Raw genomic sequence first — 25,457 nt, 5'->3', positions numbered from 1 at the left:
GCTTGCCCTGATGCTTTTGTAGGAGCGAGCTTGCTCGCGAAGAACCCAGGGCCTGCGCGTTTATTCAGAATGAACACGTTGCCTGGACGTTTTTCGCGAGCAAGCTCGCTCCTACAATGGGCCACGTTCGTTCCCACGGAGCGCGATTACGGGCGGTACATCCGGCGTATGACGAAAAACACAAAGGGGACCCGAAGGTCCCCTTTAATGTGTCGTTGCGTGCTCTTTTTTTATTATTGAGGGGCGGCCTATTGTTGTTTTTGGCAACCGTTACCCTTTACCGCTGTTTTTGGCGACCCCCATCCGGGGTCAAGAGCAAACGTATTTTTTTGAACGCTGATCTGCTTCTTCGTTAACGATCCAACCAGTGGGTAGCTACCTGAGGTAGTTTTATTTTTCTCTAACCGGTTGCGGGTTTCGGCATGCCGTACCCTGCGAAGCACATCTTCTCCAAAAAAATCTGTTAGCTGCGTCTCTGCCGTGTTGTTTTTGTTATGTCAGAGTCGTTCCGTCTTATTTTTATTAGGTTTGGCGCTTTTTATTCTTGTTATGCCATAGAGATAGCAGAAGCCGTGCCAACTTTTAAAAGTCCTTTAAAATCAATGCTTTGATTTTTACTCGAGAAATATCTTTCATAAATTGCGACAGATTATGTTCCCGCGTTACCCGCTACGTCGGCGTGCGGTAACACATTGTCACAGCTGTGCTACTCAACTGGCGTTACGCGCTTTCGCTACCCGCGATCCGGTCGCGCGGCCCAGCACCTCGCTGATCCCCTGGCCCGCGCCAATCAAGCGCTCCAGGTCGATACCCGTCTCGATGCCCAGCCCATTGAGCAGGTACACCACGTCTTCGGTGGCGACGTTACCGCTGGCGCCCTTGGCGTATGGGCAGCCGCCGAGGCCCGCGATAGAGCTGTCGAACACCTGGATGCCTTCCAGCAGGCTGGCGTAGATATTGGCGATTGCCTGGCCGTAGGTGTCGTGGAAGTGGCCGGCAAGTCTGTCACGCGGCACCTGGGCCCCGACCACGTCGAACAGCCGCCGGGTCGCGCCCGCCGTGCCGGTGCCGATCGTGTCGCCCAGGGACACTTCATAACAGCCCATGGCATACAGCTCACGGGCGACAGCCGCCACTTGCGCCGCCGCGATGTCGCCCTCATACGGACAACCCAACACACAGGATACATACCCGCGCACGCTGACCCCGTGCTGCCGGGCCGCCGCCATCAGCGGTGCAAACCGATCCAGGCTCTCGCTGATGGAGCAGTTGATATTGCGTTGGGAAAACGCCTCGGACGCCGCCGCAAATACCGCGACCTCCTTGACCCCAGCCGCCAGCGCATCTTCGAAACCGCGCAGGTTCGGCGCCAGCGCGCCATAGGTCACGCCAGGCTTGCGCTGGATCTGCGCGAACACCTCGGCGGAGCCGGCCATCTGCGGCACCCATTTGGGCGAGACGAAACTGCCGACCTCGATATAGCTCAGGCCGGCGGCGCTCAAGGCGTCCACCAACTGAACCTTGTCGGCCACGCTGATCGGCTGGGCTTCGTTCTGCAAACCGTCGCGCGGGCCGACTTCCACCAGGCGTACGTGTGAGGGGAGGGACATGGCGTTACCTTCTGATCAATGGCCGGCCTGGCTCATGGTGTGTGCCAGGGCCTGGGTGCAACGCTCTTCGGCGGTGTCCAGCTCCAGCTTCATCTGTTCGATATCCAGCAACTGCTGCTCAAGCTGCTCACGGCGCTCGGCGATCTTTGCCAGCATGCTGTTGAGTTGGATGTGGTTGCCGCTGGTGGGGTCGTAGAGTTCGATCAGCTCGCGGCATTCAGCCAGGGAGAAGCCGATGCGCTTGCCACGCAGGATCAGCTTGAGGCTGACCTTGTCCCGCGCCGAATAGATACGCTCCTGACCCCGGCGTTCCGGGGCCAACAGACCTTGTTCCTCATAGAAGCGAATGGCGCGGGTGGTGATATCGAGTTCGCGGGCCAGGTCGGAAATGCTGTAGGTGGTGCTCATGGCGATGCTCAAGAAGGTCTTGGCGCTAAGCTAATTGCAGGTTGACGTAAACGTCAAGGGCCTGCTGCGCAGGCCATCGGCGGCAAGCCCCTCCCACAGGGGAACTCGGCTACTTCAGGCCTGCTGTTTATCCAGCTTTTTCTCGTGGGCCGTCACCTGCTGGCACAACTCGATCATCTGCTCGCGCATCCAGCGGTTGGCCGGGTCCTGGTCGGTGCTTTCATGCCAGTACAGGTGGGTTTCCACCGCCGGCACATCATTGACCGGCAGGTTGAACCAATGCAGTTCATGGCGACGGGCGAAGCGCTCGGGCACGGTCATCACCATGTCGGTCTGCTGCAACACTTGCGAGGCCATCAGATAGTGCTGGGAGCGCAGGGCGATCTTGCGCTGGATGCCCATCTTGCCCAAGGCCAGGTCGACATGCCCCAGCCCGTTGCGGCGGCTGGAAATATGAATATGGGTCAGCGCCAGGTAGTCATCCAGAGTGAATTTGTCCTTGCCCGCCATCGGATGGCCCTTGCGCATGGCGCACACGTAGCGGTCTTCCATCAGCTTGACGTGACGCACTTGCGGGTCGGTGTTGAGCGGCGCATCCACGGCGAAATCCAGGCGACCGGCGGCCAGCTCCTTGGTGGTTTCGCGGCGTTTGGATAAAAAGCTCTCGATGACCACCGTCGGCGCCAGGCGGCGCAGGCGCTGGAACAGCGCTGGCAGAATCACGGCTTCGGTCAGGTCGGTCATGCTGATGCGATAGGTCTTGGCCGCCTGCTGCGGGTTGAAAATCCGGCTCTCCTGCACTGACACCCGCAGCAGCGACAACGCGTTGCGCACCGGGCCGATGATGTTCTGGGCCATCGGCGTGGGCACCATGCCCTGGGCGGTGCGCACGAACAGCGGGTCGTTGAAGGTCTCGCGCAGGCGTGCCAGGGCGTTGGATACCGCCGGCTGGGTAATGCCGACAATCTGCCCGGCGCGGGTCAGGTTGGCTTCGGTATAGATCGCGTCGAAGACGATAAAGAGGTTCAGGTCGACCTTGCTCAGATTCATGTCGTTGCACTCTTATTGTTAGGTATTCATACGCCGATCATATATCGGTGATGAATGTTAATACACGCCGAGAATAGGCTAGGTAAATTATCAGCGCTGTTCTAGCATCGATTGCATGACCTAAACAACCTCTCAGAGAAGGGAGCCGCTCATGGATTTCGCCTATTCGCCCAAGGTTCAGGAACTGCGTGAACGCGTCACCGCATTCATGGACGCTTACGTCTACCCGGCCGAGCCGGTGTTTGAGCGCCAGGTCAGCGAAGGTGACCGCTGGCAGCCCACCGCGATCATGGAAGCGCTCAAAGCCAAGGCTAAAGCCGAAGGGTTGTGGAACCTGTTTCTGCCCGAATCCGAGCTGGGCGCCGGCCTGAGCAACCTCGAATACGCACCGCTGGCCGAAATCATGGGCCGCTCGCTGCTGGGGCCGGAGCCGTTCAACTGCTCAGCCCCCGACACCGGAAATATGGAAGTGCTGGTGCGCTACGCCAATGAAGAGCAGAAGCAGCGCTGGCTGGAACCGCTGCTGCGCGGTGAGATTCGCTCAGCCTTCGCCATGACCGAACCGGACGTGGCCTCCTCGGATGCCACCAACATGGCCGCCCGCGCCGAACGTCAGGGTGATGAATGGGTGATCAACGGCAAGAAGTGGTGGACCTCCGGGGCCTGTGACCCGCGCTGCAAAATCCTGATCTTCATGGGCCTGAGCAATCCGGATGCGCCGCGCCACCAGCAGCACTCGATGATTCTGGTGCCGGTGGATACTCCAGGTGTAAAAATCGTACGTCCGCTGCCGGTGTTCGGCTACGACGATGCGCCCCATGGCCACGCCGAAGTGCTGTTCGACAATGTGCGTGTGCCGTACGAAAACGTCTTGTTGGGTGAAGGCCGTGGCTTTGAAATCGCCCAGGGCCGGCTTGGCCCGGGCCGTATCCATCACTGCATGCGCTCGATCGGCATGGCCGAACGTGCACTGGAATTGATGTGCAAGCGCTCAGTCAGCCGTACCGCATTCGGCAAGCCTTTGGCGCGTTTGGGCGGCAATATCGACAAGATCGCCGACTCGCGCATGGAAATCGACATGGCGCGGCTGCTCACCTTGAAGGCGGCGTACATGATGGACACCGTGGGCAATAAAGTCGCGAAAAGCGAAATCGCCCAGATCAAGGTGGTCGCGCCGAACGTGGCGCTGAAGGTGATCGACCGTGCGATCCAGATTCACGGCGGTGCCGGCGTTTCCAATGATTTTCCGCTGGCCTACATGTACGCCATGCAACGCACCCTGCGCCTGGCCGACGGCCCGGACGAAGTGCACCGTGCGGCGATTGGCAAGTTCGAGATTGGCAAGTATGTGCCTAAAGAGTTGATGCGCGGCGGGCAGTAGCACCGCGTCGCCTATATCGGGGGCAAGCCCCCTCCCACATTTTGCCGGTGTACACCAATCCAAGTGTGGGAGGGGGCTTGCCCCCGATGAGGCCAGTTCAAACACCACCGTTCCCAGGGTTCAATACACCCAAACCTCCACCCGCCGATTCTTGATCCTCCCTTCATCCGCCGTGTTCGCCGCCACTGGCATCTGCGCGCCAAACCCGCGAATATCGCGCAGCACCACGCCGCTTTTCACCAGTTCCCTGCGCACGGCCATCGCCCGCAACTTCGACAGCAGGGCTGCGCGCTGCGGATCATTCTTGGCATCACCAAACCCTGCCAGCGTCACTTGCTCATGCAGTTTGCCGTGGCTTTTCAGATAAGCCACCACCCGCAGCACGTCCTGGCGCGCCTTGTTGTCCAGGCTGGCGCTGCCTTCCTCGAAACGAAAATTCACCGTCAAGCGCTGGGCGTTGCGCGCAATCGCCTGATAGTCCTCAGGCATCGAGGCGCGAGGCTCTACCTCCATCGCCTGCACGTGCTGGGCGATAAAGCCGTTGGCCGCCACCAGCGCCTGGCCCTGGGCGCTTTGGGCGAAGTCCACCAAGGCTTTGGCCCACGGGTTGTGAACTGTTGGGGGCAGGTAGAAATACAGCCGCCGTGACAGCGGGTAATCCTCGGTGGCGATCAGGCTGCTCAATGGCAACATCGGTTGCGAGTCGCCATCGTTAACCGCCACTGCCTTGGCGTGGCGTACGTAGGGCAGGCCGATAAAACCGATGCCCTGGGGGTCCTGGCTGACTGCATCGGACAACGCTTCGCTCGATTCGAAACGCTGGGCAGACGCTGCCAGCGGTTTGCCGCGCCGGTTCAGCACCAGCTCCTTGAAGGTGTCATAGGTGCCGGACTGATCGTCCCGCGCGTACAGATGAATGGTTCCGCCAGTGCCGCCCAGCATTTCCCAGCTGCTGATCTCGCCATTGAAGATTTGCGCCAGTTGCTCGGTGTTGAGGCTGTTCAGCGGGTTGCGCGGGTTAAGGATGATCGCCAGGCCGTCAATGGCGATCACGTGTTCGGCGCCGGCGCTTTTCAGGTCGCCCAGGGATTCGAGGTCAACCAATTCGCCGTCCTTGATCGGGCGGGACGCGGCGGCCAGGTCGGCGCTGTGGTTTTTCAGCGCGGCAAACCCGGTGCTGGAACCATGGGCGGCGACGTCGATAAACACGGTTTTACCCTGACGGGTTTTGCCGATTACACGCTGTTCATTGGCGCCCTCAACGCGTTCGCTGTGCACGTTTTGCACACCCTGACGCTCCATCAAACCCTTGACCAATGCCGGGCCCAACGCCGCGCCAATGGTGTTTGAGCCTTGGATGCGCAAAGCCGGGCCTTGGTCGGGCAGGGGCAGCGGGGCGGACAGCGCGAAGAAAGGGAAAAGGGCGAGCAGTAACAGAACGCGCAGCATCAGCCGGCACCTTCGTCAGCCAAAGGGAGTGCCGCAAGATTAAGTCAGTTGGATTGCAACCATATGACTGACACACCGCAGATCAAAATGTGGGAGGGGGCTTGCCCCCGATGGCGGCGTATCAGCTACAGATCAGCTGACTGACACACTGCTATCGGGGGCAAGCCCCCTCCCACATTTGAACCGAGTAGAATCAGAGAGATCAGCTCAATTCAAGCCAGATCGGCGCATGGTCCGACGGCTTTTCCAAGGCGCGCAGGTCGTAGTCCACCCCCGCATCCTTGACCCGAGGCACCAGCCCGGTGGACGCCATGATCACGTCGATGCGCAGCCCGCGCTTGGGCTCATCTTCAAAGCCCCGGCTGCGGTAATCGAACCAGCTGAAACGGTCGGTCACCTCAGGGTTCAAGTGGCGGAAGGTGTCCACCAGGCCCCAGTTTTTCAGGCGGGCCATCCATTCGCGCTCTTCCGGCAGGAAGCTGCATTTGCCGGTTTTCAGCCAGCGTTTGGCGTTGTCGGCGCCGATGCCGATGTCGCAGTCTTGCGGGGAAATATTCACGTCGCCCATCACCACCAGTGCCTGGTCATTGCTGAACTGGCTTTCCAGCAGCTGTTGCAGGTCTTCGTAGAAGCGCTGCTTGGCCGGGAATTTGGTCGGGTGGTCGCGGCTTTCGCCTTGGGGGAAATAGCCGTTCATGATGGTCACCGGATTGCCGTGCTCGTCGGCGAAGGTGCCCCAGATGAAACGGCGCTGGGCGTCTTCTTCATCGCCGGCAAAGCCTTTGTGCACGCTCAACGCCTCTTTGCGCGAGAGCAGGGCCACGCCGTAGTGGCCTTTCTGGCCATGGTAATAAACGTGGTAGCCCAGCGCCTGGACTTCAGCCAACGGGAACTGGTCATCGTGGACCTTGGTTTCCTGCAGGCCAATGACATCCGGTTGATGCTTTTCGATCAGCGCCGCCAGCTGATGAGGGCGGGCGCGCAGCCCGTTGATATTGAAGGAGACGATTTTCATGGTCGGCAGTCCAGTTCTGGCAAAAGGGCGATGCTAGCCGACAAGTCGGACGGGGGCCAGCGTGGCGGCCGCCGGCATGCGCTGCTAAGGTCAGGGAACGACTGGCGCTGCGCAGGTTCGTACCCATAAGAACGCCGCCTCGTTGAGTGGCGTCCAGGAGATTGACTGTTATGCCTGACACTTCGACAGCCGCTGCCGAGATCCGCCTGCTCAATAGCGGTTATTCCCGCGAAGCGCGCTCCCTGCTGTACCAGGCCTACCGTCACGAGCCGACCTTCGCCTACATCTTCGAGGCCGAGCGGCCGGGTTATGAGCAGCGGGTACGGGCCACCGTGCGCGAGCTGGTCAAGCAGCATTTTTTCCAGAAGCTTCCGGCCATTGGCTTGTTCGTCAACGACCGTTTGATCGGCATCGCCCTGATCGCTCCGCCGCAGCGGCGCCTGGGAATCACTGAAAGCTGGGCGTGGCAGATCCGCATGTGGCTGAGCACCGGCGTGCGCGGTACGCGGCGTTACCTGGAATACCATCAGGCCGTGCTGGCGTGCCTGCCCAGCGAATCGGTGCATGTGTTGCCATTGCTGGGCATTCATCCGCAACTGCAAGGCCAGCATTACGGCGAACAATTGCTGGAAGCGGTCCACAACTGGTGTGCCGAGGACCCGCACTCCTCGGGCGTGGTGCTCGACACGGGCAATTCCCGTTACCTGGATTTCTATAAGCGCCAGGGTTATGAGGAAATCGGTGAGATTGCCGTAGGGCCTGTCCTTGAACATGTGTTTTTCCATCCCAACCCCCAGGCGTTAACTGCCGCAACGGCTTGAGACAGATTTATTCAGACAAATCCGGGTTCAAACATCCGCTCTCGCTCGTGTAGCATCCGCGCCTATGAAGTTTCCAGACAGATTTACCAGCGGCTTGATTCTGCTGTTCACAAGCTGCGGCGTAATGGCGCAAAGCGAACTGGACGTGCGGATCAAGCCCTCAAACGACGCGCTGAAAGCCAACATCGAAGGCTACATCGGCGGTGTGGGCGATCGTGATGAAGAAGCGCTGCTGCGCTTCAGTCGCGGCGCCGAAGAACAGGCGCGCAAAGCGGCCCAGGCGCTGGGCTTCTATCAGCCACAGATCGCCAGCGAGGTGAAGGGCGGCAAGAACCCGCGCCTGACCCTGACCATCGAGCCCGGCGAGCCAGTGCACTTGCGCAACGTAACCCTCCGGGTCGATGGCCCGGCGGCCAGCCTCAAGGCGTTTCGCGTGCCCGCCAGTGACGACCTCAAGCCCGGCGCGGTGCTCAATCATGGCCATTACGACGATGCCAAGCGTCTGATCCAGAACCAGGCGTCGCGCTATGGGTTTTTCAGCGGGCGCTTCACGCGCCAGACGCTCTCCGTAGACCCCCAGGCGGGTGTCGCTGATATCGAGCTGGTGTACGACAGCGGCCCGCGCTACAGCATGGGCAAGGTCAGCTTCAGCGGCGATACGCCATTTGATGAGCAATTGCTGCACCGCATGGTGCCCTTCGAAAGCGGTACACCCTACGACTCCGAATTGATCGCCGAACTCAACCAGAACCTGCAGGCCAGTGGCTTCTTCGAAAGCGTGCGGGTAGACGCCAGCCCCACGGCCTCAACCAACGACGTGATTCCGGTGGCCGTGCAACTGGACACGCGCAAGCCACGCACCATGGGCCTGGGCCTGGGGTACTCGACCGACGTCGGCCCTCGGGGCCGGGCCAACTGGACGCGCCACTGGGTCAATCCCCAGGGCCACAGTTACGGCTGGGAAGCTGAGCTGTCGGCGCCGCGGCAGAACGTCGGCCTGTGGTATGACATCCCGCTCGACCCACCGCTCACGGATAAACTGCGCTTCGCCGGCGGTTACCAGAACGAAGAGCTGGCCAACACCGACACCTTGAGCAAGTTGCTCACCATCGGCCCCGAATGGCACAGCAAGTTGCCCAGCGGCTGGACGCGGGTGATCTCGCTCAAATACCAGCGTGAAGAATATCGCCTGGGCAATGACTCGGGTATGAGCAACCTGGTGATGCCCGGCATCAGCTATTCCTACCTGCGCAGCGACAACCGCATCGATCCGCACCATGGTTATCGCCTGATGTTCGACAGCAAGGTGGCCAAGGAAGGGTTCGGTTCGGACACCAACCTGTTGTACGGCACCGCGACGATCAAGGGCTTGACCACCTTGTGGGATAACCACCGCTTCCTGGGCCGCGCGCAACTGGGCGGCAGTGCCACCAATGGCTATCAGTCGGTGCCGCCGTCGCTGCGCTTCTTTGCCGGTGGCGACCAGAGCGTGCGCGGCTATGAATACCAGACCCTGTCACCGGAAAACGACCGGGGGGATCGCATCGGCGGCCGCTATATGGTGGCCCTGAGTGCCGAGTACCAGTATTCCATCGCCGATAAATGGCGGATCGCGACCTTTATCGATCAGGGCAACTCGTTCAACAACCTGGAACTGCCCAGCCTGAAAACCGGTGTGGGTGTGGGGGTGCGCTGGGTTTCGCCGGTTGGCCCGATTCGTCTGGACCTGGCCCATGCCCTGGAAGACCCGGGCGGCATTCGATTGCACTTTTCCATGGGGCCTGAGCTGTGATGCGTGGTTTGAAAATAGCCGGAGCGGTACTGCTGGCAACCCTGGTGATGGTGCTGCTGGTGTTGTGGTCGGTATTGGGTACCCAGGCAGGCAGCCGCTGGGCGTTGGGCCAGGTGCCGGGCTTGAGCGTCGAGAATTTCGAGGGGCGTCTGGGCGGCCACTGGCGCGCCGATCATCTGATCTGGGAACAAGACGGCAGCCGCGTCGAGCTGAATGCGCCGACGTTTGCCTGGTCTCCCGCGTGCTTGCTGCGCATGACCTTGTGCATCGACACGCTGGACGTGGAGCAGGTCAGCCTGCAATTTGCGGCCAGCGCCGAAGAAAGCAGCAGCGGGCCTATCACGTTGCCCGACCTGAAACTGCCACTTGCCATCCAATTGGGCGAGGTTCGTGTCGGTACGTTGCTGTTTAACGGCAGTGAACAACTCAAGGGCCTGCAACTGGCGGCGCACTGGACTGCCGAAGGCATGCAGATCGACGCGGTGCACCTGCAACGGGACGACCTGGTGCTGGACTTGTCCGGCCTGCTGCAACCGGTCGGCGACTGGCCTTTGACGGCCAGCGGTCAACTCAGCCTGCCTTATGCGCCGGGCGGCGCGCCCTGGACGGTTGCCCTCAAGGTCGACGGTGACCTGCTCAAGACACTCAAGCTCGACGCTGACAGCAGCGGCTACCTGCCGGCCAAGCTCAGTGGCGAGTTGCAGCCGCTGGCGGACAACCTGCCGGCGCAAGTGCGCATCACCGCGGACGCCTTCAAACCCAGCGCCGATCTGCCCGATACCTTGCAGCTCAATCAGCTGGACCTGAGCGCCAAGGGTGACCTGAAAAACGGTTACCAATTGCTGGGCAAAGCGCTGCTACCGGCGGAAAAAGGCCCGGTGGACCTGCTGCTGCGCGGCAAGGTGGATGCCAAAGGCGCGCAGATCGCCGGCCTGGACCTGAAGGCCGGCGACCAGCAAAGCCTCAAGCTCAGTGCTAACCTGGACTGGCAACAGGGCTTGAGCGCTGACGCCAGGATCGACTGGCTGGACTTTCCCTGGCATCGCCTCTATCCGCTGATCGACGAGCCGCAGGTCGCCTTGCGCACCTTCAACGGTGAGATTTCCTACAAAGACGGCAACTACCTGGGCAACCTCAAGGCCGATCTCGACGGCCCGGCCGGCAAGTTCAATGTGGTCACGCCGTTCAGTGGCGACCTCAAACAGATCTTCCTGCCCGAGCTCAAGCTGACCGCCGGCCAGGGTAGGGCCGAAGGCCGTGTGAACGTGCAATTTGCCGACGGTATCGCCTGGGACACCGCGTTGGATTTGACCGCGTTGAACCCGGCGTACTGGGTTGCCGAATTGCCCGGCACCCTGGCCGGGCCCCTGCGCAGCAAAGGCGAATTCAGGAACGAACAACTCAAGCTCAACGCCGACCTCGACCTCAAGGGCCGCCTGCGCGGGCAAACCGCCGTGCTGGCAGCCAAGGTCGAAGGCGCGGGGGAGCAATGGACCCTCGCCAACCTGGACATCCGCCTGGGCGACAACCGCATCAACGGCAGCGGTAGCTTGCAGCAGCGCCTGGCCGGGCAGATCGACATCAAGCTGGCGCGCCTGGCCCAGCTCTGGCCGCAGCTGCGTGGGCAGATCACTGGCCGCGTCGATGTCGCCGGCACCCTGAAGGCGCCACAAGGCAAGCTCGACCTCAAGGGTCAGCAACTGGCATTGGCCGACAATCGCCTGCAAAGCCTCAGCCTCGGCGCGACACTCGACAGCGCCCAGCGCGCCCGGATCGACCTCAAGGGCAGCGGCATCCAGAGCGGCGAGACCCAGGTTGGTACCCTCACCGCCAGTGCCCAGGGCGATATCAAGAACCAGAAGGTCCAGCTGGACCTGGCCGGCCCGCTGCTCAAGCTGGCCCTGGCCCTGGACGGCAATCTCGACCAAGGCAACTGGCGCGGGCGCCTGGCCAGCGGCGACGTGCAAGCGGGCGGCCAGGATTGGCGGCTGCAGGCCCCGGCGAAAATCGAGCGCCTGGCCGATGGCAAGCTGACCTTTGCCGCCCATTGCTGGGTCTCCGGTGGCGCCAGCCTGTGCGGCGAAGACCAGCGCCTGATGCCGGAGCCAAAGCTGCGTTACCACCTCAAGCAATTCCCCCTCGACAGCCTGGCGGCGTTCTTGCCCAAGGACTTCGCCTGGCAGGGCAGGCTCAACGCCGATGTGCAGCTGGATCTGCCGGCCAGCGGCCCCAAAGGCGTGGTGTTGGTGGACGCCGGGGGCGGCAACCTGCGCGTCAGGGACAAGGGCCAGTGGCTGGATTTCCCTTATGACACGCTGAAGCTGGAAACCACCCTCAATCCCAAGCGCATCGACACCCAGCTGAACTTCCATGGCGGCAAGCTTGGCGAGTTGTTGTTGCAGGCGCAGATCAACCCGCTGCCGGCCAGCAAGCCGGTCACCGGCAATTTCAGTCTCACCGGGCTGGACCTGGCGGTGGCGCGCCCGTTCGTGCCGATGGTGGAAAAGCTCACCGGCAAGCTCAATGGCAGCGGGCGGATTTCCGGCGGCTTGCTCGCGCCCCAGGTCAACGGCAGCGTCAACCTGGTAGACGGTGAAATCTCCGGGCCCGAGTTGCCCGTGAGCCTGGAAGGCTTGAACGTGCAAGCCCTGATCGCTGGCGAAAGCGTGCAACTCAATGGCGCCTGGCGCAGTGGCAAGGCCGGGCAGGGCAGCCTGCAGGGGCAGATCGACTGGGGCCGCGCGCTGGTGGTCGACCTGAGTCTCAAGGGCGCGCAACTGCCCGTGACGGTGGAGCCCTACGCCGTATTGGAAGTGGCGCCTGACCTCAAGATCAGCCTCAAGGACGACAGGCTGGCGATTGCCGGCAAGGTGCACATCCCGCGTGGCGATATCACGGTGCGCGAACTGCCGCCATCGACGGTCAAGGTGTCCGATGACACGGTCATCGTCGGCAGCCAGACCGAAGAGGGCAAGCCGCCGATGGCCATGGCCATGGATATCGACGTGGAGGTGGGCGAAGACCAGCTCAACTTCGCCGGCTTCGGCCTCACCGCCAAAGTGCAGGGCCATGTGCATATCGGCGACAACATGGACACCCGTGGCGAGCTGTGGCTCAACGACGGCCGTTATCGTGCCTACGGCCAGCGCCTGAATGTACGCCGGGCGCGGCTGTTGTTCGCCGGGCCGTTGGACCAACCCTTCCTGGATATCGAGGCGGTGCGCGTGACCACCGAATCCTCGCGCACGGTTACCGCAGGCATTCGTTTGAGCGGCAGCGCCGAGCAGCCGACCACGCAGATCTTCTCCGAGCCTGCCATGGCCCAGGAAGACGCGCTGTCCTACCTGGTGCTGGGACGTTCGCGGACCAACAACGGTGAAGACAACAACATGCTCGCCGAAGCCGCCCTGGGCCTGGGCCTGATGGGCAGCGCCGGGGTGACCACGGACATCGCCAACAAACTGGGCATCCAGGATTTCGACCTGGATACCCAGGGCACCGGCAACAACACAGCGGTGGTGGCCAGCGGCAAGATCAACGACAAGCTGAGCCTGCGTTACGGGGTCGGGGTGTTCGAACCGGCCAACACCATCGCGTTGCGCTACTTGCTGAGCAAGAAGGTGTACCTGGAAGTGGCCACGGGTGTCGCCAGCTCATTGGATATCTTCTACAAGCGCGATTTCTAAGCATCGCGCGGTCAAAAATGTGGGAGCAACTGTCTTATTGGATTCAATTCAGAAGTCATTTTCATAGGCAGCAAAGCTCCCACAGCTTAGGCCGTGCAATGCTGAAGGAAATTGCTGCTACCGAGCTAATCGGTGCGCTCTTTCCATTCAGTGCGGTCACGCAGCATCGCGTTCAGACGTACCAACAAAACGCGCATACAGGCGATCAACGCGACTTTGGCGCATTTCCCTTTATCACGTAGCGCCTTATATCGAGTCCCGAATTCTGGCTGGTCACGGATAACCACCCAACAGGCCATGTAAAGTGAGCGACGGGCTGAAAACCTTCCGCCACTAATATGGCGTGCACCTTTATGCCTTCCGCTGTCGTTGTTGTACGGAGCGAGGCCCGCTAGTGCCGCGATAGGGCGTCCTCCAATCTCTCCCAGCTCAGGCAGGTAAGCCATAAGACTGGTGGCAGTAACCAGCCCGATTCCTTTGACTGAACACAGTCGAGCCACCTTTTCGCTATCTAACTCGTTCGCACTTTGACGAATCAGTTGATCTATCGCCTCCACTGCCATGATCAAATAGTCGATATGGTTCTGTAATGCAGGCTTTACCGCATCGCAGGAAGCTGTTTTCAGGCGTCGTCTGTCGTCATCTCTTTGCTGAACAAAATGCTCCCGCTGCTGGACCAACGCGCGCAGCTTATCGTGCTCCGGGCTTGTAACTCGGGCGCTTGGCGAGTCTAGAACAGCTGCATAGTGCGCAAGAGACTTTGCGTCTATCGGGTCGGTTTTGGCTTGTTTGCCCATCGCCCTGGAAAAACTCTTGGCTCGGTGCGGATTGATGCAGATGACATCAAGGCCCGCAGCCTGAAGCGCCTTCATGACTTTGCGCTCATAACCGCCAGTAGCCTCCAATACCACGCGACCAACCTGGTGAAGCAATAGCCACCCAATCAACCCAGGGAAATCTTCTTCGGCGTTAGCGCAATTTACCCCAACGTCAACCTGATTAACTCGAGCCTCAAGGCTGTCCTTGGAAACATCAATACCTGCTGGATAGGAAAACATAGCCAAATCCTCTTACACTTAATGTGAGAGCGCTCTGGCTTGGCCCACGCTTGTAACTGTTCGAGGTGGGCTCGTTCAACTGTTCGGGCTCATGTCCAGAGCGGAGAGGTGAGTAGCAGCGTGGGCTCCCACACGTGCTTTAAACACTCGGGGCATTCAGCTTGCTACTCACCGCTCTCACCCTCAGTCTAATCCCGGCTCAAGACACAAGGGGGCTTGCTCCCGATAGCGGTGGGTCAGCGACAGATAAGCTGACTGACAGACTGCTATCGGGGGCAAGCCCCCTCCCACATGGGTATGTATTTCACTTCAACTTTCATGTGATTACCAAGCAACCTAACTATTGAATTTGACATTCGCTGCCTAAGCAGTAATATCTCGTCACACATTCACTGCCTAGGCAGTAATAAGGTGACTTCCGATGCCTCACTTCACCCCGGATAACTTCCACAACTGCCACCTCGGGCTGTTGCTGGGTCGCGCTGCGATCCTCAAGGACCGCATCATCGACACCCACATGGAACCCCATGGCATCACCGCCGCGCAGTTCAAGGTGTTGATCATCATGGCCCAGTTCGGCGTCGATACCCCGGCCGAGCTGTGCCGCAACCTGTCGCTGGACAGCGGCTCGATGACGCGCATGCTCGACCGTCTGGAGCAAAAGCATTTGCTCAGGCGCAAGCGTTCCGAACTCGACCGCCGCCAGGTGCAGTTGGTGCTCACCGCCGACGGCCAGCGCCTGGCGGACATGCTGCCGCAGATCGGCGCCCAGGCCCTCAACCAGTTGGCCGGTGTACTCGAGGTGGGGGAGTTGGAAACCCTGGAACGGATCCTCAAGAAAATTCTGATAGCTGCGGGTGATCCCATCACCCTCCAGCGGGTAGGTCATTGATGAACACACGCGCATTCAGCCTGGTGCTGATGGCGATGACGTTGGCCGGTTGCGCCAACTACAGCGGCCTTGATACCCAAGGCAAACGCCTCGACGCCAACACCTTGCAAACCGGCAAATCCCTGAGCGGCGTCAGCCTGTCCAGCGCCGCATGGCCTGCCGCCGACTGGTGGAAAAGCCTCGGCGACCCCCAGCTTGACGGTCTGATCCAGGAAGCCCTGCAACACAACCCCGATATGCAAGTGGCCAGCGCCCGTGCGCATCAGGCCGAGGCCGCTGCCTATGCCGCCAACGCCGCGCGCATGCCTACCGTGGATGCCAGCGCCGGTGTCAGCCGTTCGCGGCTGGCCAAGGATCAGGACCCGCGCGGGGAGGGCGATGCCTATTCGACGGTGCGCAACATCGGCGCCAGCTTCAATTACAACTTCGACCTGTGGGGCGGGCAGCGCGCCGCCTGGGAAGCCGCACTCGGCCAGGCCCGCGCCGCCGAAGTCGACCAGCAGGCCGCGCGCCTGACGCTGGCCGCCAACGTGGCCAAGGCCTACAGCGACCTGGGCCAGGCGCATATCGTGCGTGACCTGGCCGCCGAGGACCTCAAGCGCACCCGCCAGATGCTCGACCTGAGCAAGCGCCGCCTGAGTTCCGGTATCGACAGCGAGTACCAATACCAGCAAACCGAAAGCCTGGAAGCCAGCTCCCAGTCGCAGTTGATCGATGCGGAAAAACAACTGCAAAGCGCCAAAATCGCCCTGGCGGTGTTGCTCGGCAAAGGCCCGGACCGTGGCAACGAACTGGCTCGCCCGAATGTGCTCAAGCCTGCGGCGGTCGCCGTGCCGTCGGTGCTGCCCGCCGAATTGCTCGGCCGCCGCCCGGACCTGGTGGCCGCGCGGTGGCGGGTGGAAGCGGCAAGCAAGGACATCGCCGCCAGCAAGACCCGCTTCTACCCCAACCTCAACTTGAGCGCGAGCGCCGGCGCCGAATCGTTGCTGGGCGACGCGATGTTCGGCTCGGCCAGTCGCTTCTTCAACATCGCACCGACGATTTCGCTGCCGATCTTCGACGGCGGGCGCCTGCGCGCCGACCTCGACGCCCGCGACGCCGATTACGACCTGGCCGTGGCGCAGTACAACAAGACCCTGGTGCAAGCCCTGGGCGATATCGGCACCACCCTGTCGCAACTGCGCGACACCGGGCGGCAGATCCAGGCCCAGCAACACGCCGCGGACATCGCCCAGCAGTCCTATGACACCGGGGTGCAGCGCTACAGCTCCGGCATCGGTAACTACTTGGATGTGCTCAGCATCGAGCAGCAATTGCTGCAGGCCCAGCGTCAGCTGGCGGCCTTGAATGCTGCGCAGATCGATCTGTCGATTCAATTGATGCAGGCCCTGGGTGGCGGGTTCAACGCCGACAACGTGGCCGCGACCACCCCAGCCCATCGCACGGAATAATTTGAGGTATTTTTCATGGCCACTGCCGACAGCAACAACACAGCCGAACACACCCAAGACAACAACCCACGCAAACGCAAAGTCCTGCTGATCGGCCTGGTGCTGATCGTGATCCTGGGTGTCGTCGGCGTCTGGGCCTGGTACGAACTCTACGGGCGCTTCAACGAAAGCACCGATGACGCCTATGTCAATGGCAACGTGGTGGAAATCACCCCGCTGGTCACCGGCACCGTGGTGAGCATCGGCGCTGACGATGGCGACCTGGTTCACGAAGGCCAGGTACTGGTCAATTTCGACCCCAACGACGCCGCCGTCGGCCTGCAAAGTGCCCAGGCCAACCTGGCCCGCACGGTGCGCCAGGTCCGTGGCTTGTACAGCAACGTCGACGGTATGAAAGCCCAGGTCAATGCGCAGAAAGCCGATGTGCAGACGGCCCAGGACAACTACAACCGACGCAAGACCCTGGCCCAGGGCGGGGCGATCTCCCAGGAAGAACTGTCCCACGCCCGTGACAGCCTGACTGCGGCGAAGAACGCGTTGACCAACCTTGAGCAGCAACTCAAAACCAGCAACGCACTGGTAGATGACACGGTGATTTCGTCCCATCCGGATGTGCAAGCCGCCGCCGCGCAACTGCGCCAGGCCTACCTGACCAATGCGCGCAGCACCTTGATCGCACCGGTTACCGGTTATGTGGCCAAGCGCACCGTGCAACTGGGCCAGCGCGTACAACCGGGCACCTCGCTGATGGCGGTGATCCCGCTGGACCAGTTGTGGATCGACGCCAACTTCAAGGAAACCCAGCTGCGTGACATGCGCATCGGCCAGCCGGTGGATATCGAATCCGACATCTACGGCAGCGACGTGAAGTACAGCGGCACCGTCGACAGCCTGGGCGCCGGCACCGGCAGCGCGTTCGCCCTGCTGCCCGCGCAGAACGCCACCGGCAACTGGATCAAGATCGTGCAACGGGTACCGGTGCGCATCCATATCAACGCCGAAGAGCTGGCCAAGCACCCGCTGCGCGTCGGTTTGAGCACCGTGGTCAATGTAGACCTGCACGACCAGAGCGGCCCGGTTTTGGCGCAACAGGCGCCGCAGAAGGCGTCGTTCACCACCAACGTGTATGACCGCCAACTGGCCGAGGCCGATGCCATTATCAACCAGTTGATCCATGACAACAGCGTCGCCGCTCCCAAGGCTGCGCAACGCTGATGAGCAATAACGCCTCGTTCACGCCACCCAGCCTGTTGATGGCCACTATCGGGCTGTCGCTGGCGACCTTCATGCAGGTGCTCGACACCACCATCGCCAACGTGGCGTTGCCGACGATTTCCGGCAACCTGGGCGTGAGTTCGGAGCAGGGCACCTGGGTCATCACGTCGTTTGCGGTGAGCAACGCGATTGCCCTGCCGCTCACCGGCTGGCTGAGCCGCCGGTTTGGCGAGGTGAAGCTGTTTCTGTGGGCAACCCTGCTGTTTGTGCTGGCGTCGTTTCTGTGCGGTATCTCCACGTCGATGCCTGAGTTGATCGGCTTTCGCGTGCTGCAGGGCCTGGTTGCCGGGCCGTTGTACCCGATGACCCAGACGTTGCTGATCGCGGTCTACCCGCCGGCCAAACGTGGCATGGCCCTGGCGCTGCTGGCGATGGTCACGGTGGTGGCGCCGATTGCAGGTCCCATCCTCGGCGGCTGGATCACCGACAGCTACAGTTGGCCGTGGATCTTCTTCATCAACGTGCCCATCGGCATCTTTGCGGTGATGGTGGTGCGTGCGCAGTTGAAGAAGCGCCCGGTGGTCACCAGTCACCAACCGATGGACTACGTGGGCTTGTTGAGCCTGATCGTCGGCGTCGGCGCCTTGCAGATCATCCTCGACAAGGGCAACGACCTGGATTGGTTCGAATCCAACTTCATCATTATCGGTGCGGTGATCTCGGCGATTGCTCTCGCGGTGTTCGTCATCTGGGAAATGACCGACAAGCACCCGGTGGTGAACCTGCGCCTGTTTGCTTACCGCAACTTCCGCATCGGCACCATCGTGCTGATCCTGGGCTATGCGGGCTTCTTCGGCATCAACCTGATTCTGCCGCAATGGCTGCAAACCCAGATGGGCTACACCGCCACCTGGGCCGGGCTGGCGGTCGCGCCCATCGGTATCCTGCCGGTGCTGATGTCGCCGTTCGTGGGCAAGTACGCGCACAAGTTCGACCTGCGCCTGCTGGCGGGCCTGGCGTTCCTGGCGATCGGCCTGAGCTGCTTCATGCGGGCCGGGTTCACCAATGAAGTGGACTTCCAGCACATCGCCCTGGTGCAGCTGTTCATGGGCATCGGCGTGGCGCTGTTCTTCATGCCGACCCTGAGCATCCTGATGTCCGACCTGCCGCCACACCAGATCGCCGACGGCGCCGGCCTGGCGACCTTCCTGCGCACACTGGGCGGCAGCTTTGCGGCGTCGCTGACCACCTGGATCTGGATCCGCCGGGCGGATCAGCACCATGCCTACATGAGCGAGAACATGACCACCTACGACTCGGCCACCCGCGACGCCTTGCAGGCGCTCGGTGGGGCAGGGCAGAAGGCCTATTCGCAGCTGGACCAGATTCTCACCAGCCAGGCGTACATGATGTCCACCGTGGATTACTTCACGTTGCTGGGGTGGATGTTCATGGGCTTGATGTTATTGGTATGGCTGGCCAAGCCGCCGTTCGGGGCGAAGGCCGGGCCGGAAGCGTCCGGCCACTGACCCCCAAGAGTGAAATGCAATCAAATGTGGGAGGGGGCTTGCCCCCGATAGCAGTGTGTCAGCCAGCTCATCAGTAACTGACCGAATGCCATCGGGGGCAAGCCCCCTCCCACATTTTGATCTCTGTTCACAGTGGATCAGCGGTGTTCGGGCTCAAGTGTCGATATGCGCAGGTGCCGGAGGCTTCCGGCCACTGATGCCCAGGAGTTGAAATGCAATCAAGTGTGGGAGGGGGCTTGCCCCCGATAGCTGTGGGTCAGTCAGCTCATCGGTAACTGACCGAATGCCATCGGGGGCAAGCCCCCTCCCACATTTTGATCTCTGTTCACAGTGGATCAGCGGTGTTCGGGCTCAAGTGTCGATATGCGCAGGTGCCGGAGGCTTCCGGCCACTGATGCCCAGGAGTTGAAATGCAATCAAGTGTGGGAGGGGGCTTGCCCCCGATAGCAGTGTGTCAGCCAGCTCATCAGTAACTGACCGAATGCCATCGGGGGCAAGCCCCCTCCCACATTTTGCTCTCTGTTCACAGTGGATCAGTGGTGTTCGGGCTCAAGCGCCAGGCAGTGCCAGCTGCGGATTGACGAAGTCAAACGCGGCCAACTGAAAGCCTTGCTCATCCACCTGCAACGCCCACCCTTGCTTGTCCCAATCCCCCAGCACAATGCGTTTGGCCGCCTGGTCACCGATCTGCAGTTTGTGAATGGCGGGGCGGTGGGTGTGGCCGTGGACCAGGGTGCGCACGCCAAATTGCTGCATCACCCGTGGTACTTCCTCGGGTGTCACGTCGACTATGTCGTTGGCCTTCATGCGTACCTGGGCACTGCTTTCACTGCGCAACTTGCGCGCCAGCCTGTGCCGGGTGCCCAGGGGCAGGTGGCGCAGGATGAACAGCACCATCGGGTTACGCAGGATGCGCCGCAGCTTCATATAGCCAAGGTCGCGGGTGCAGAGGCTGTCGCCGTGCATCAGCAGCACGGGTTCGCCAGCGAGCTGCACGACACTCGGGTCCTTGAGCAAGGTTGCGCCTGCCGCTTTGCAGAACGCCTTGCCGATCAGGAAATCGCGGTTGCCGTGCATGATGAAAATCGGAGTGCCGCTGTCGCTCAGTTCGCGCAGCGCTGCACAGATGGAACGCTGGAACGGTGTCATCCCATCGTCGCCAATCCAGGCTTCAAAGAAGTCCCCCAGAATGTACAACGCCTGGGCGCCACGGGCGCGGCCGTGGAGCAGATCCAGAAACGCCCGGGTGATGTCCGGGCGTTCCTCTTCCAGATGCAAGTCTGAAATCAGCAATATCACGCTTCGATGATCTCGGCTTTCTCGACGATCACGTCTTCTGCTGGAACATCCTGGTGACCGGCCTTGGACGTGGTGGACACGCCTTTGATCTTGTCGACAACGTCGGTGCCGGCGGTGACTTTACCGAACACGGCATAGCCCCAACCCTGCACGTTCTTGCCGCTGTGGTTCAGGAAGGCGTTGTCGGCAACGTTGATGAAGAACTGCGCGGAGGCCGAATGCGGCTCCATGGTACGGGCCATGGCGACGGTGTACTTGTCGTTGGAAAGGCCGTTGTCCGCTTCGTTCTGGATGCTTGGACGCTTGTCTTTCTTCTCTTTCATGCCTGGCTCGAAACCGCCGCCCTGGATCATGAAGTTGCCGATGACACGGTGGAAAACGGTGTTTTCGTAGTGGCCGGCTTTGACGTACTCGATGAAGTTGGCGACGGTGATCGGCGCTTTCTCGGCGTTCAGCTCGATGACGATGTCACCGTGGTTGGTGGTCAGTTTGACTTGAGTCATGTTCACTACTCTTTTCAGGGAATTCGTGGGTTTGAGCGCCTGGGCGCCTTACCTGTCTGGCTAAACGTCGGCCAAGGCGCGCAGTTTAGCGTGCCGCGCAGGAATTTCGAGGTGGTTTTTTACCACCGGTGCGTTAAATGCACCTCAACCGCTGTCAGCGGCTTGACAGCATCAGCTATGATAACGCCTTTGTTTTGTCTGGCCCCAACCGGCCACGAACCTGTCTGTTCAAGGATCCTATGAGCAAGCCCACTGTCGACCCTACCTCGAATTCCAAGGCCGGACCTGCCGTCCCGGTCAATTTCCTGCGCCCGATCATCCAGGCGGACCTCGATTCGGGCAAGCACACGCAGATCGTCACCCGTTTCCCGCCGGAGCCCAACGGCTACCTGCACATCGGTCACGCCAAGTCGATCTGCGTGAACTTCGGGCTGGCCCAGGAGTTCGGTGGCGTCACGCACCTGCGTTTCGACGACACCAACCCGGCCAAGGAAGACCAGGAATACATCGACGCCATCGAAAGCGACGTGAAGTGGCTGGGCTTTGAATGGTCCGGTGAAGTGCGCTACGCCTCGCAATACTTCGACCAGTTGCACGACTGGGCCGTCGAGCTGATCAAGGCCGGCAAGGCCTATGTCGACGACCTGAGCCCGGAACAGGCGCGCGAATACCGCGGCACGCTGACCGAGCCTGGCAAGAACAGCCCGTTTCGCGACCGTTCGGTAGAAGAGAACCTCGACTGGTTCGCCCGCATGCGCGCCGGTGAGTTCCCGGACGGCGCCCGCGTGCTGCGAGCCAAGATCGACATGGCCTCGCCGAACATGAACCTGCGCGACCCGATCATGTACCGCATCCGCCATGCCCACCACCACCAGACCGGTGACAAGTGGTGCATCTACCCCAACTACGACTTCACCCACGGTCAGTCGGACGCCATCGAAGGCATCACCCACTCCATCTGCACCCTGGAGTTCGAGAGCCATCGTCCGCTGTACGAGTGGTTCCTGAGCAACCTGCCGGTGCCGGCACAGCCGCGCCAGTATGAGTTCAGCCGCCTGAACCTGAACTACACCATCACCAGCAAGCGCAAGCTCAAGCAACTGGTCGATGAAAAACACGTGCATGGCTGGGACGACCCGCGCATGTCCACCCTGTCGGGCTTCCGCCGTCGCGGCTACACCCCGGCGTCGATCCGTAACTTCTGCGAGATGGTCGGCACCAACCGTTCCGACGGCGTGGTCGACTTCGGCATGCTCGAATTCAGCATCCGTCAGGACCTGGATGCCAATGCACCGCGCGCCATGTGCGTGCTGCGTCCGTTGAAAGTCGTGATCACCAACTACCCGCAGGACCAGGTCGAGAACCTCGAACTGCCGCGTCATCCGCAGAAAGAAGAACTCGGCGTGCGCAAGCTGCCGTTCGCCCGTGAAATCTACATCGACCGCGATGACTTCATGGAAGAGCCGCCAAAGGGCTACAAGCGCCTGGAACCGAACGGCGAAGTACGCCTGCGCGGCAGCTACGTGATCCGCGCCGACGAAGCGATCAAGGACGCCGATGGCAACATCGTCGAACTGCGCTGCTCGTACGATCCGGACACCCTGGGCAAGAACCCTGAAGGCCGCAAGGTCAAGGGTGTGGTCCACTGGGTACCGGCCGCTGCCAGCATCAAGTGCGAAGTGCGCCTGTACGATCGTCTGTTCCGCTCGGCCAACCCTGAGAAAGCCGAAGACAGCGCGAGTTTCCTCGACAACATCAACCCTGACTCCCTGCAAGTACTCACTGGTTGTCGTGCCGAGCCATCGCTTGGTGACGCACAGCCGGAAGACCGTTTCCAGTTCGAGCGCGAAGGCTACTTCTGCGCGGATATCAAGGACTCCAAACCCGGTGCTCCGGTATTCAACCGTACCGTGACCTTGCGAGATTCGTGGGGCCAGTGATTTAAGGGAAACATCGTGCTAACGATCTACAACACGCTCAGCAAGACCAAAGAAGTCTTCAAGCCGCTGGATGGCAAGAAGGTGCGCATGTACGTGTGCGGCATGACCGTGTACGACTACTGCCACATCGGCCACGGCCGCAGCATGGTTGCCTTCGACCTGGTGACCCGCTGGTTGCGTTTCAGTGGCTATGACTTGACGTACGTGCGCAACATCACCGACATCGACGACAAGATCATCAATCGCGCCAACGAAAACGGCGAGTCGTTCGATGCGCTGACCGAGCGCATGATCGCCGCCATGCACGAGGACGAGGCGCGCCTCAATATCCTCAAGCCGGACATGGAACCGCGTGCCACGGACCACATCCCTGGCATGCACGCGATGATCCAGACCCTGATCGACAAGGGTTACGCCTACGCCCCAGGCAACGGCGACGTGTACTACCGCGTCGCCAAGTTCATGGGCTACGGCAAGCTGTCGCGCAAGAAGATCGAAGACCTGCGCATCGGCGCGCGTATCGAAGTCGACGAGGCCAAGCAGGACCCGCTGGACTTCGTGCTGTGGAAAGCCACCAAGCCTGGCGAGCCAAGCTGGGAGTCGCCATGGGGCGCCGGGCGTCCGGGCTGGCACATCGAATGCTCGGTGATGTCCACCTGCTGCCTGGGCGAGACCTTCGACATTCATGGCGGCGGCAGCGACCTGGAGTTCCCGCACCACGAGAACGAAATCGCCCAGAGCGAGGCCGCCACCGGCAAGACCTACGCCAACGCCTGGATGCACTGCGGCATGATCCGCATCAATGGCGAGAAGATGTCCAAATCCCTGAACAACTTTTTTACCATCCGCGACGTGCTGGAAAAATACCACCCGGAAGTCGTGCGTTACCTGCTGGTGTCCAGCCATTACCGCAGCGCCATCAACTACTCGGAAGACAACCTCAAGGACGCCAAGGGCGCCCTGGAGCGTTTCTACCATGCGTTGAAAGGTTTGCCTGCGGTGGCTCCGGCCGGCGGCGAAGCCTTCGTGGCCCGCTTCACCGAAGTGATGAACGACGACTTCGGCACCCCTGAAGCGTGCGCGGTGCTGTTCGAGATGGTGCGTGAGATCAACCGCCTGCGCGAGACCGATGTCGAGGCGGCAGCGGGTCTGGCGGCTCGTCTGAAAGAACTGGCGAGCGTGCTGGGCGTGTTGCAGATGGAGGCTGATGACTTCCTGCAAGCCGGCGCTGAAGGGCGTGTGGATGCCGCTGAAGTGGACGCGTTGATCCAGGCGCGCTTGACCGCTCGGGCCAACAAGGACTGGGCCGAATCCGACCGTATCCGTGACCAACTCACCGCAATGGGCGTTGTGCTGGAAGACGGGAAGGGCGGGACGACCTGGCGGCTGGCTGATCAGGCCTGATCGGTAACCCCATACAAATGTGGGAGGGGGCAAGCCCCCTCCCACAGTTTTTCCAGATACTTGCTGCGATCGTTCCCAAGCTCCGCGTGGGAATGCATCCCGTGACGCTCTGCGTCACAAGTGCGCAGGACCCGGCGCTCCCACGCAGAGCGTAGGTGCGATCAAAACCAACTGACCGCAATGGGCGTTGTGCTGGAAGACGGGAAGGGCGGCACGACCTGGCGGCTGGCTGATCAGGCCTGACTGATAACCCGATACAAATGTGGGAGGGGGCTTGCCCCCGATAGCGGTGGTTCAGCCAGTTCATCTGTCACTGGCCCACCGCAATCGGGGGCAAGCCCCCTCCCACAGTTTTTATGGCTGCTGACTTGCGATCGTTCCCAAGCTCCGCGTGGGAATGCATCCCGTGACGCTCTGCGTCACAAGTGCGCAGGCCCCGGGACTCGTGTCGCTGGCGGGACGCGGAGCGTCCCAGGCGGCGCTCCCACGCAGAGCGTAGGAGCGATCAAAACCAACTGACCGCAACGGGCGTTGTGCTGGAAGACGGGAAGGGCGGCACGACCTGGCGGCTGGCTGATCAGGCCTGACTGATAATCCGATACAAATGTGGGAGGGGGCTTGCCCCCGATAGCGTGGGTTCAGCCAGTTCATCTGTCACTGGCCCACCGCAATCGGGGGCAAGCCCCCTCCCACATTTTAAATCAACGGCGGCTGCTGACTTTGCGATCGTTCCCAAGCTCCGCGTGGGAATGCATCCCGTGACGCTCTGCGTCACAAGTGCGCAGGCCCCGGGACTCGTGTCGCTGGCGGGACGCGGAGCGTCCCAGGCGGCGCTCCCACGCAGAGCGTAGGAGCGATCAAAACCAACTGACCGCAATGGGCGTTGTGCTGGAAGACGGGAAGGGAGGGACGACCCGGCGACTGGCTGATCAGGCCTGACTGATAACCCTCCCA

The 25,457-nt window shown here is 61.3% G+C and carries 18 protein-coding genes and 3 pseudogenes; 13 read left to right on the top strand and 8 right to left on the bottom strand.

Annotation, left to right across the window (positions count from 1 at the left end):
• Positions 1-710: 710 nt before the first annotated feature.
• The 3 genes from SC318_RS16200 to SC318_RS16190 form a co-directional block, all read right to left on the bottom strand.
• Positions 711-1,610 (bottom strand): hydroxymethylglutaryl-CoA lyase, encoded by a 900-nt coding sequence (locus tag SC318_RS16200; RefSeq protein WP_320427611.1) that lies wholly within the window; start codon positions 1,608-1,610, stop codon positions 711-713.
• A gap of 15 nt (positions 1,611-1,625) precedes the next feature.
• Positions 1,626-2,018: a MerR family transcriptional regulator gene (locus tag SC318_RS16195; RefSeq protein ID WP_003174785.1), complete on the bottom strand. Its 393-nt coding sequence runs from the start codon at positions 2,016-2,018 to the stop codon at positions 1,626-1,628.
• A 114-nt stretch (positions 2,019-2,132) separates the two neighbouring features.
• Positions 2,133-3,068 (bottom strand): LysR family transcriptional regulator, encoded by a 936-nt coding sequence (locus tag SC318_RS16190; RefSeq protein WP_320427610.1) that lies wholly within the window; start codon positions 3,066-3,068, stop codon positions 2,133-2,135.
• Positions 3,069-3,219: 151 nt separating this feature from the next.
• Between SC318_RS16190 and SC318_RS16185 the strand changes: the two genes are divergently transcribed.
• Positions 3,220-4,449, top strand: a complete 1,230-nt coding sequence (locus tag SC318_RS16185; RefSeq protein WP_320427609.1) for an acyl-CoA dehydrogenase — start codon at positions 3,220-3,222, stop codon at positions 4,447-4,449.
• 120 nt (positions 4,450-4,569) lie between these two features.
• Here the strand turns inward: SC318_RS16185 and SC318_RS16180 are convergent, their stop codons facing one another.
• Together SC318_RS16180 and xthA are read right to left on the bottom strand one after the other, a co-directional pair.
• Positions 4,570-5,901, bottom strand: coding sequence for a substrate-binding domain-containing protein (locus SC318_RS16180; protein ID WP_413817646.1), 1,332 nt, complete (start codon positions 5,899-5,901; stop codon positions 4,570-4,572).
• Between the two features lie 199 nt (positions 5,902-6,100).
• Positions 6,101-6,913, bottom strand: a complete 813-nt coding sequence (gene xthA / locus SC318_RS16175; RefSeq protein WP_320427607.1) for an exodeoxyribonuclease III — start codon at positions 6,911-6,913, stop codon at positions 6,101-6,103.
• A 170-nt stretch (positions 6,914-7,083) separates the two neighbouring features.
• Here xthA and SC318_RS16170 point away from each other — a divergent pair, with 170 nt between their 5' ends.
• From SC318_RS16170 to SC318_RS16160, 3 genes are all read left to right on the top strand, one after another.
• Positions 7,084-7,734, top strand: a complete 651-nt coding sequence (locus tag SC318_RS16170; RefSeq protein ID WP_320427606.1) for a GNAT family N-acetyltransferase — start codon at positions 7,084-7,086, stop codon at positions 7,732-7,734.
• A 64-nt stretch (positions 7,735-7,798) separates the two neighbouring features.
• On the top strand, positions 7,799-9,526 hold the full coding sequence (locus tag SC318_RS16165) for an autotransporter assembly complex protein TamA (protein ID WP_320427605.1): 1,728 nt from the start codon (positions 7,799-7,801) through the stop codon (positions 9,524-9,526).
• Positions 9,526-13,212, top strand: a complete 3,687-nt coding sequence (locus SC318_RS16160) for a translocation/assembly module TamB domain-containing protein (protein WP_320427604.1) — start codon at positions 9,526-9,528, stop codon at positions 13,210-13,212. Before SC318_RS16165 ends, SC318_RS16160 begins: the two co-directional genes overlap by 1 nt.
• Before the next feature lie 125 nt (positions 13,213-13,337).
• Here SC318_RS16160 and SC318_RS16155 read toward each other — a convergent pair whose 3' ends face one another.
• On the bottom strand, positions 13,338-14,270 hold the full coding sequence (locus tag SC318_RS16155; protein ID WP_320427603.1) for an IS110 family transposase: 933 nt from the start codon (positions 14,268-14,270) through the stop codon (positions 13,338-13,340).
• A 421-nt stretch (positions 14,271-14,691) separates the two neighbouring features.
• Between SC318_RS16155 and SC318_RS16150 the strand changes: the two genes are divergently transcribed.
• From SC318_RS16150 to SC318_RS16135, 4 genes are read left to right on the top strand one after another with little or no spacing between them, the layout of a single operon-like run.
• Positions 14,692-15,162: a MarR family winged helix-turn-helix transcriptional regulator gene (locus SC318_RS16150; RefSeq protein ID WP_320427602.1), complete on the top strand. Its 471-nt coding sequence runs from the start codon at positions 14,692-14,694 to the stop codon at positions 15,160-15,162.
• Positions 15,162-16,613, top strand: a complete 1,452-nt coding sequence (locus SC318_RS16145; RefSeq protein WP_320427601.1) for an efflux transporter outer membrane subunit — start codon at positions 15,162-15,164, stop codon at positions 16,611-16,613. The genes SC318_RS16150 and SC318_RS16145 overlap by 1 nt, the downstream gene beginning before the upstream one ends.
• Positions 16,614-16,628: 15 nt before the next feature.
• On the top strand, positions 16,629-17,828 hold the full coding sequence (locus SC318_RS16140; RefSeq protein WP_320427600.1) for an HlyD family secretion protein: 1,200 nt from the start codon (positions 16,629-16,631) through the stop codon (positions 17,826-17,828).
• Positions 17,828-19,357 (top strand): DHA2 family efflux MFS transporter permease subunit, encoded by a 1,530-nt coding sequence (locus tag SC318_RS16135; protein ID WP_320427599.1) that lies wholly within the window; start codon positions 17,828-17,830, stop codon positions 19,355-19,357. The genes SC318_RS16140 and SC318_RS16135 overlap by 1 nt, the downstream gene beginning before the upstream one ends.
• Positions 19,358-19,906: 549 nt before the next feature.
• Here SC318_RS16135 and lpxH read toward each other — a convergent pair.
• Positions 19,907-20,656 (bottom strand): UDP-2,3-diacylglucosamine diphosphatase, encoded by a 750-nt coding sequence (gene lpxH / locus SC318_RS16130; protein ID WP_320427598.1) that lies wholly within the window; start codon positions 20,654-20,656, stop codon positions 19,907-19,909.
• Positions 20,653-21,159 (bottom strand): peptidylprolyl isomerase, encoded by a 507-nt coding sequence (locus tag SC318_RS16125; RefSeq protein ID WP_065877469.1) that lies wholly within the window; start codon positions 21,157-21,159, stop codon positions 20,653-20,655. Before SC318_RS16125 ends, lpxH begins: the two co-directional genes overlap by 4 nt.
• A gap of 239 nt (positions 21,160-21,398) precedes the next feature.
• Between SC318_RS16125 and SC318_RS16120 the strand changes: the two genes are divergently transcribed.
• The 5 genes and pseudogenes from SC318_RS16120 to SC318_RS27100 all read left to right on the top strand — a co-directional run.
• Complete coding sequence (locus SC318_RS16120) at positions 21,399-23,099, top strand: glutamine--tRNA ligase/YqeY domain fusion protein (RefSeq protein WP_320427597.1); 1,701 nt, start codon at positions 21,399-21,401, stop codon at positions 23,097-23,099.
• A 15-nt stretch (positions 23,100-23,114) separates the two neighbouring features.
• A complete protein-coding gene (gene cysS / locus SC318_RS16115; protein WP_320427596.1) occupies positions 23,115-24,503 on the top strand; it encodes a cysteine--tRNA ligase in 1,389 nt (462 codons plus the stop codon).
• A 165-nt stretch (positions 24,504-24,668) separates the two neighbouring features.
• Positions 24,669-24,746: pseudogene (locus SC318_RS27110) on the top strand (hypothetical protein); the annotation flags it as partial.
• A 266-nt stretch (positions 24,747-25,012) separates the two neighbouring features.
• A pseudogene (locus SC318_RS27105) lies at positions 25,013-25,090 on the top strand (hypothetical protein); the annotation flags it as partial.
• A gap of 274 nt (positions 25,091-25,364) precedes the next feature.
• Positions 25,365-25,442 (top strand): annotated as a pseudogene (locus SC318_RS27100) (hypothetical protein); the annotation flags it as partial.
• Positions 25,443-25,457 lie beyond the last annotated feature (15 nt).

The organism is Pseudomonas sp. MUP55 (genome assembly GCF_034043515.1).
Classification (GTDB): Bacteria; Pseudomonadota; Gammaproteobacteria; order Pseudomonadales; family Pseudomonadaceae; genus Aquipseudomonas.
Note: the sequence above shows the minus strand (reverse complement) of the source record. Positions and strands in the feature narration are given on the sequence as shown.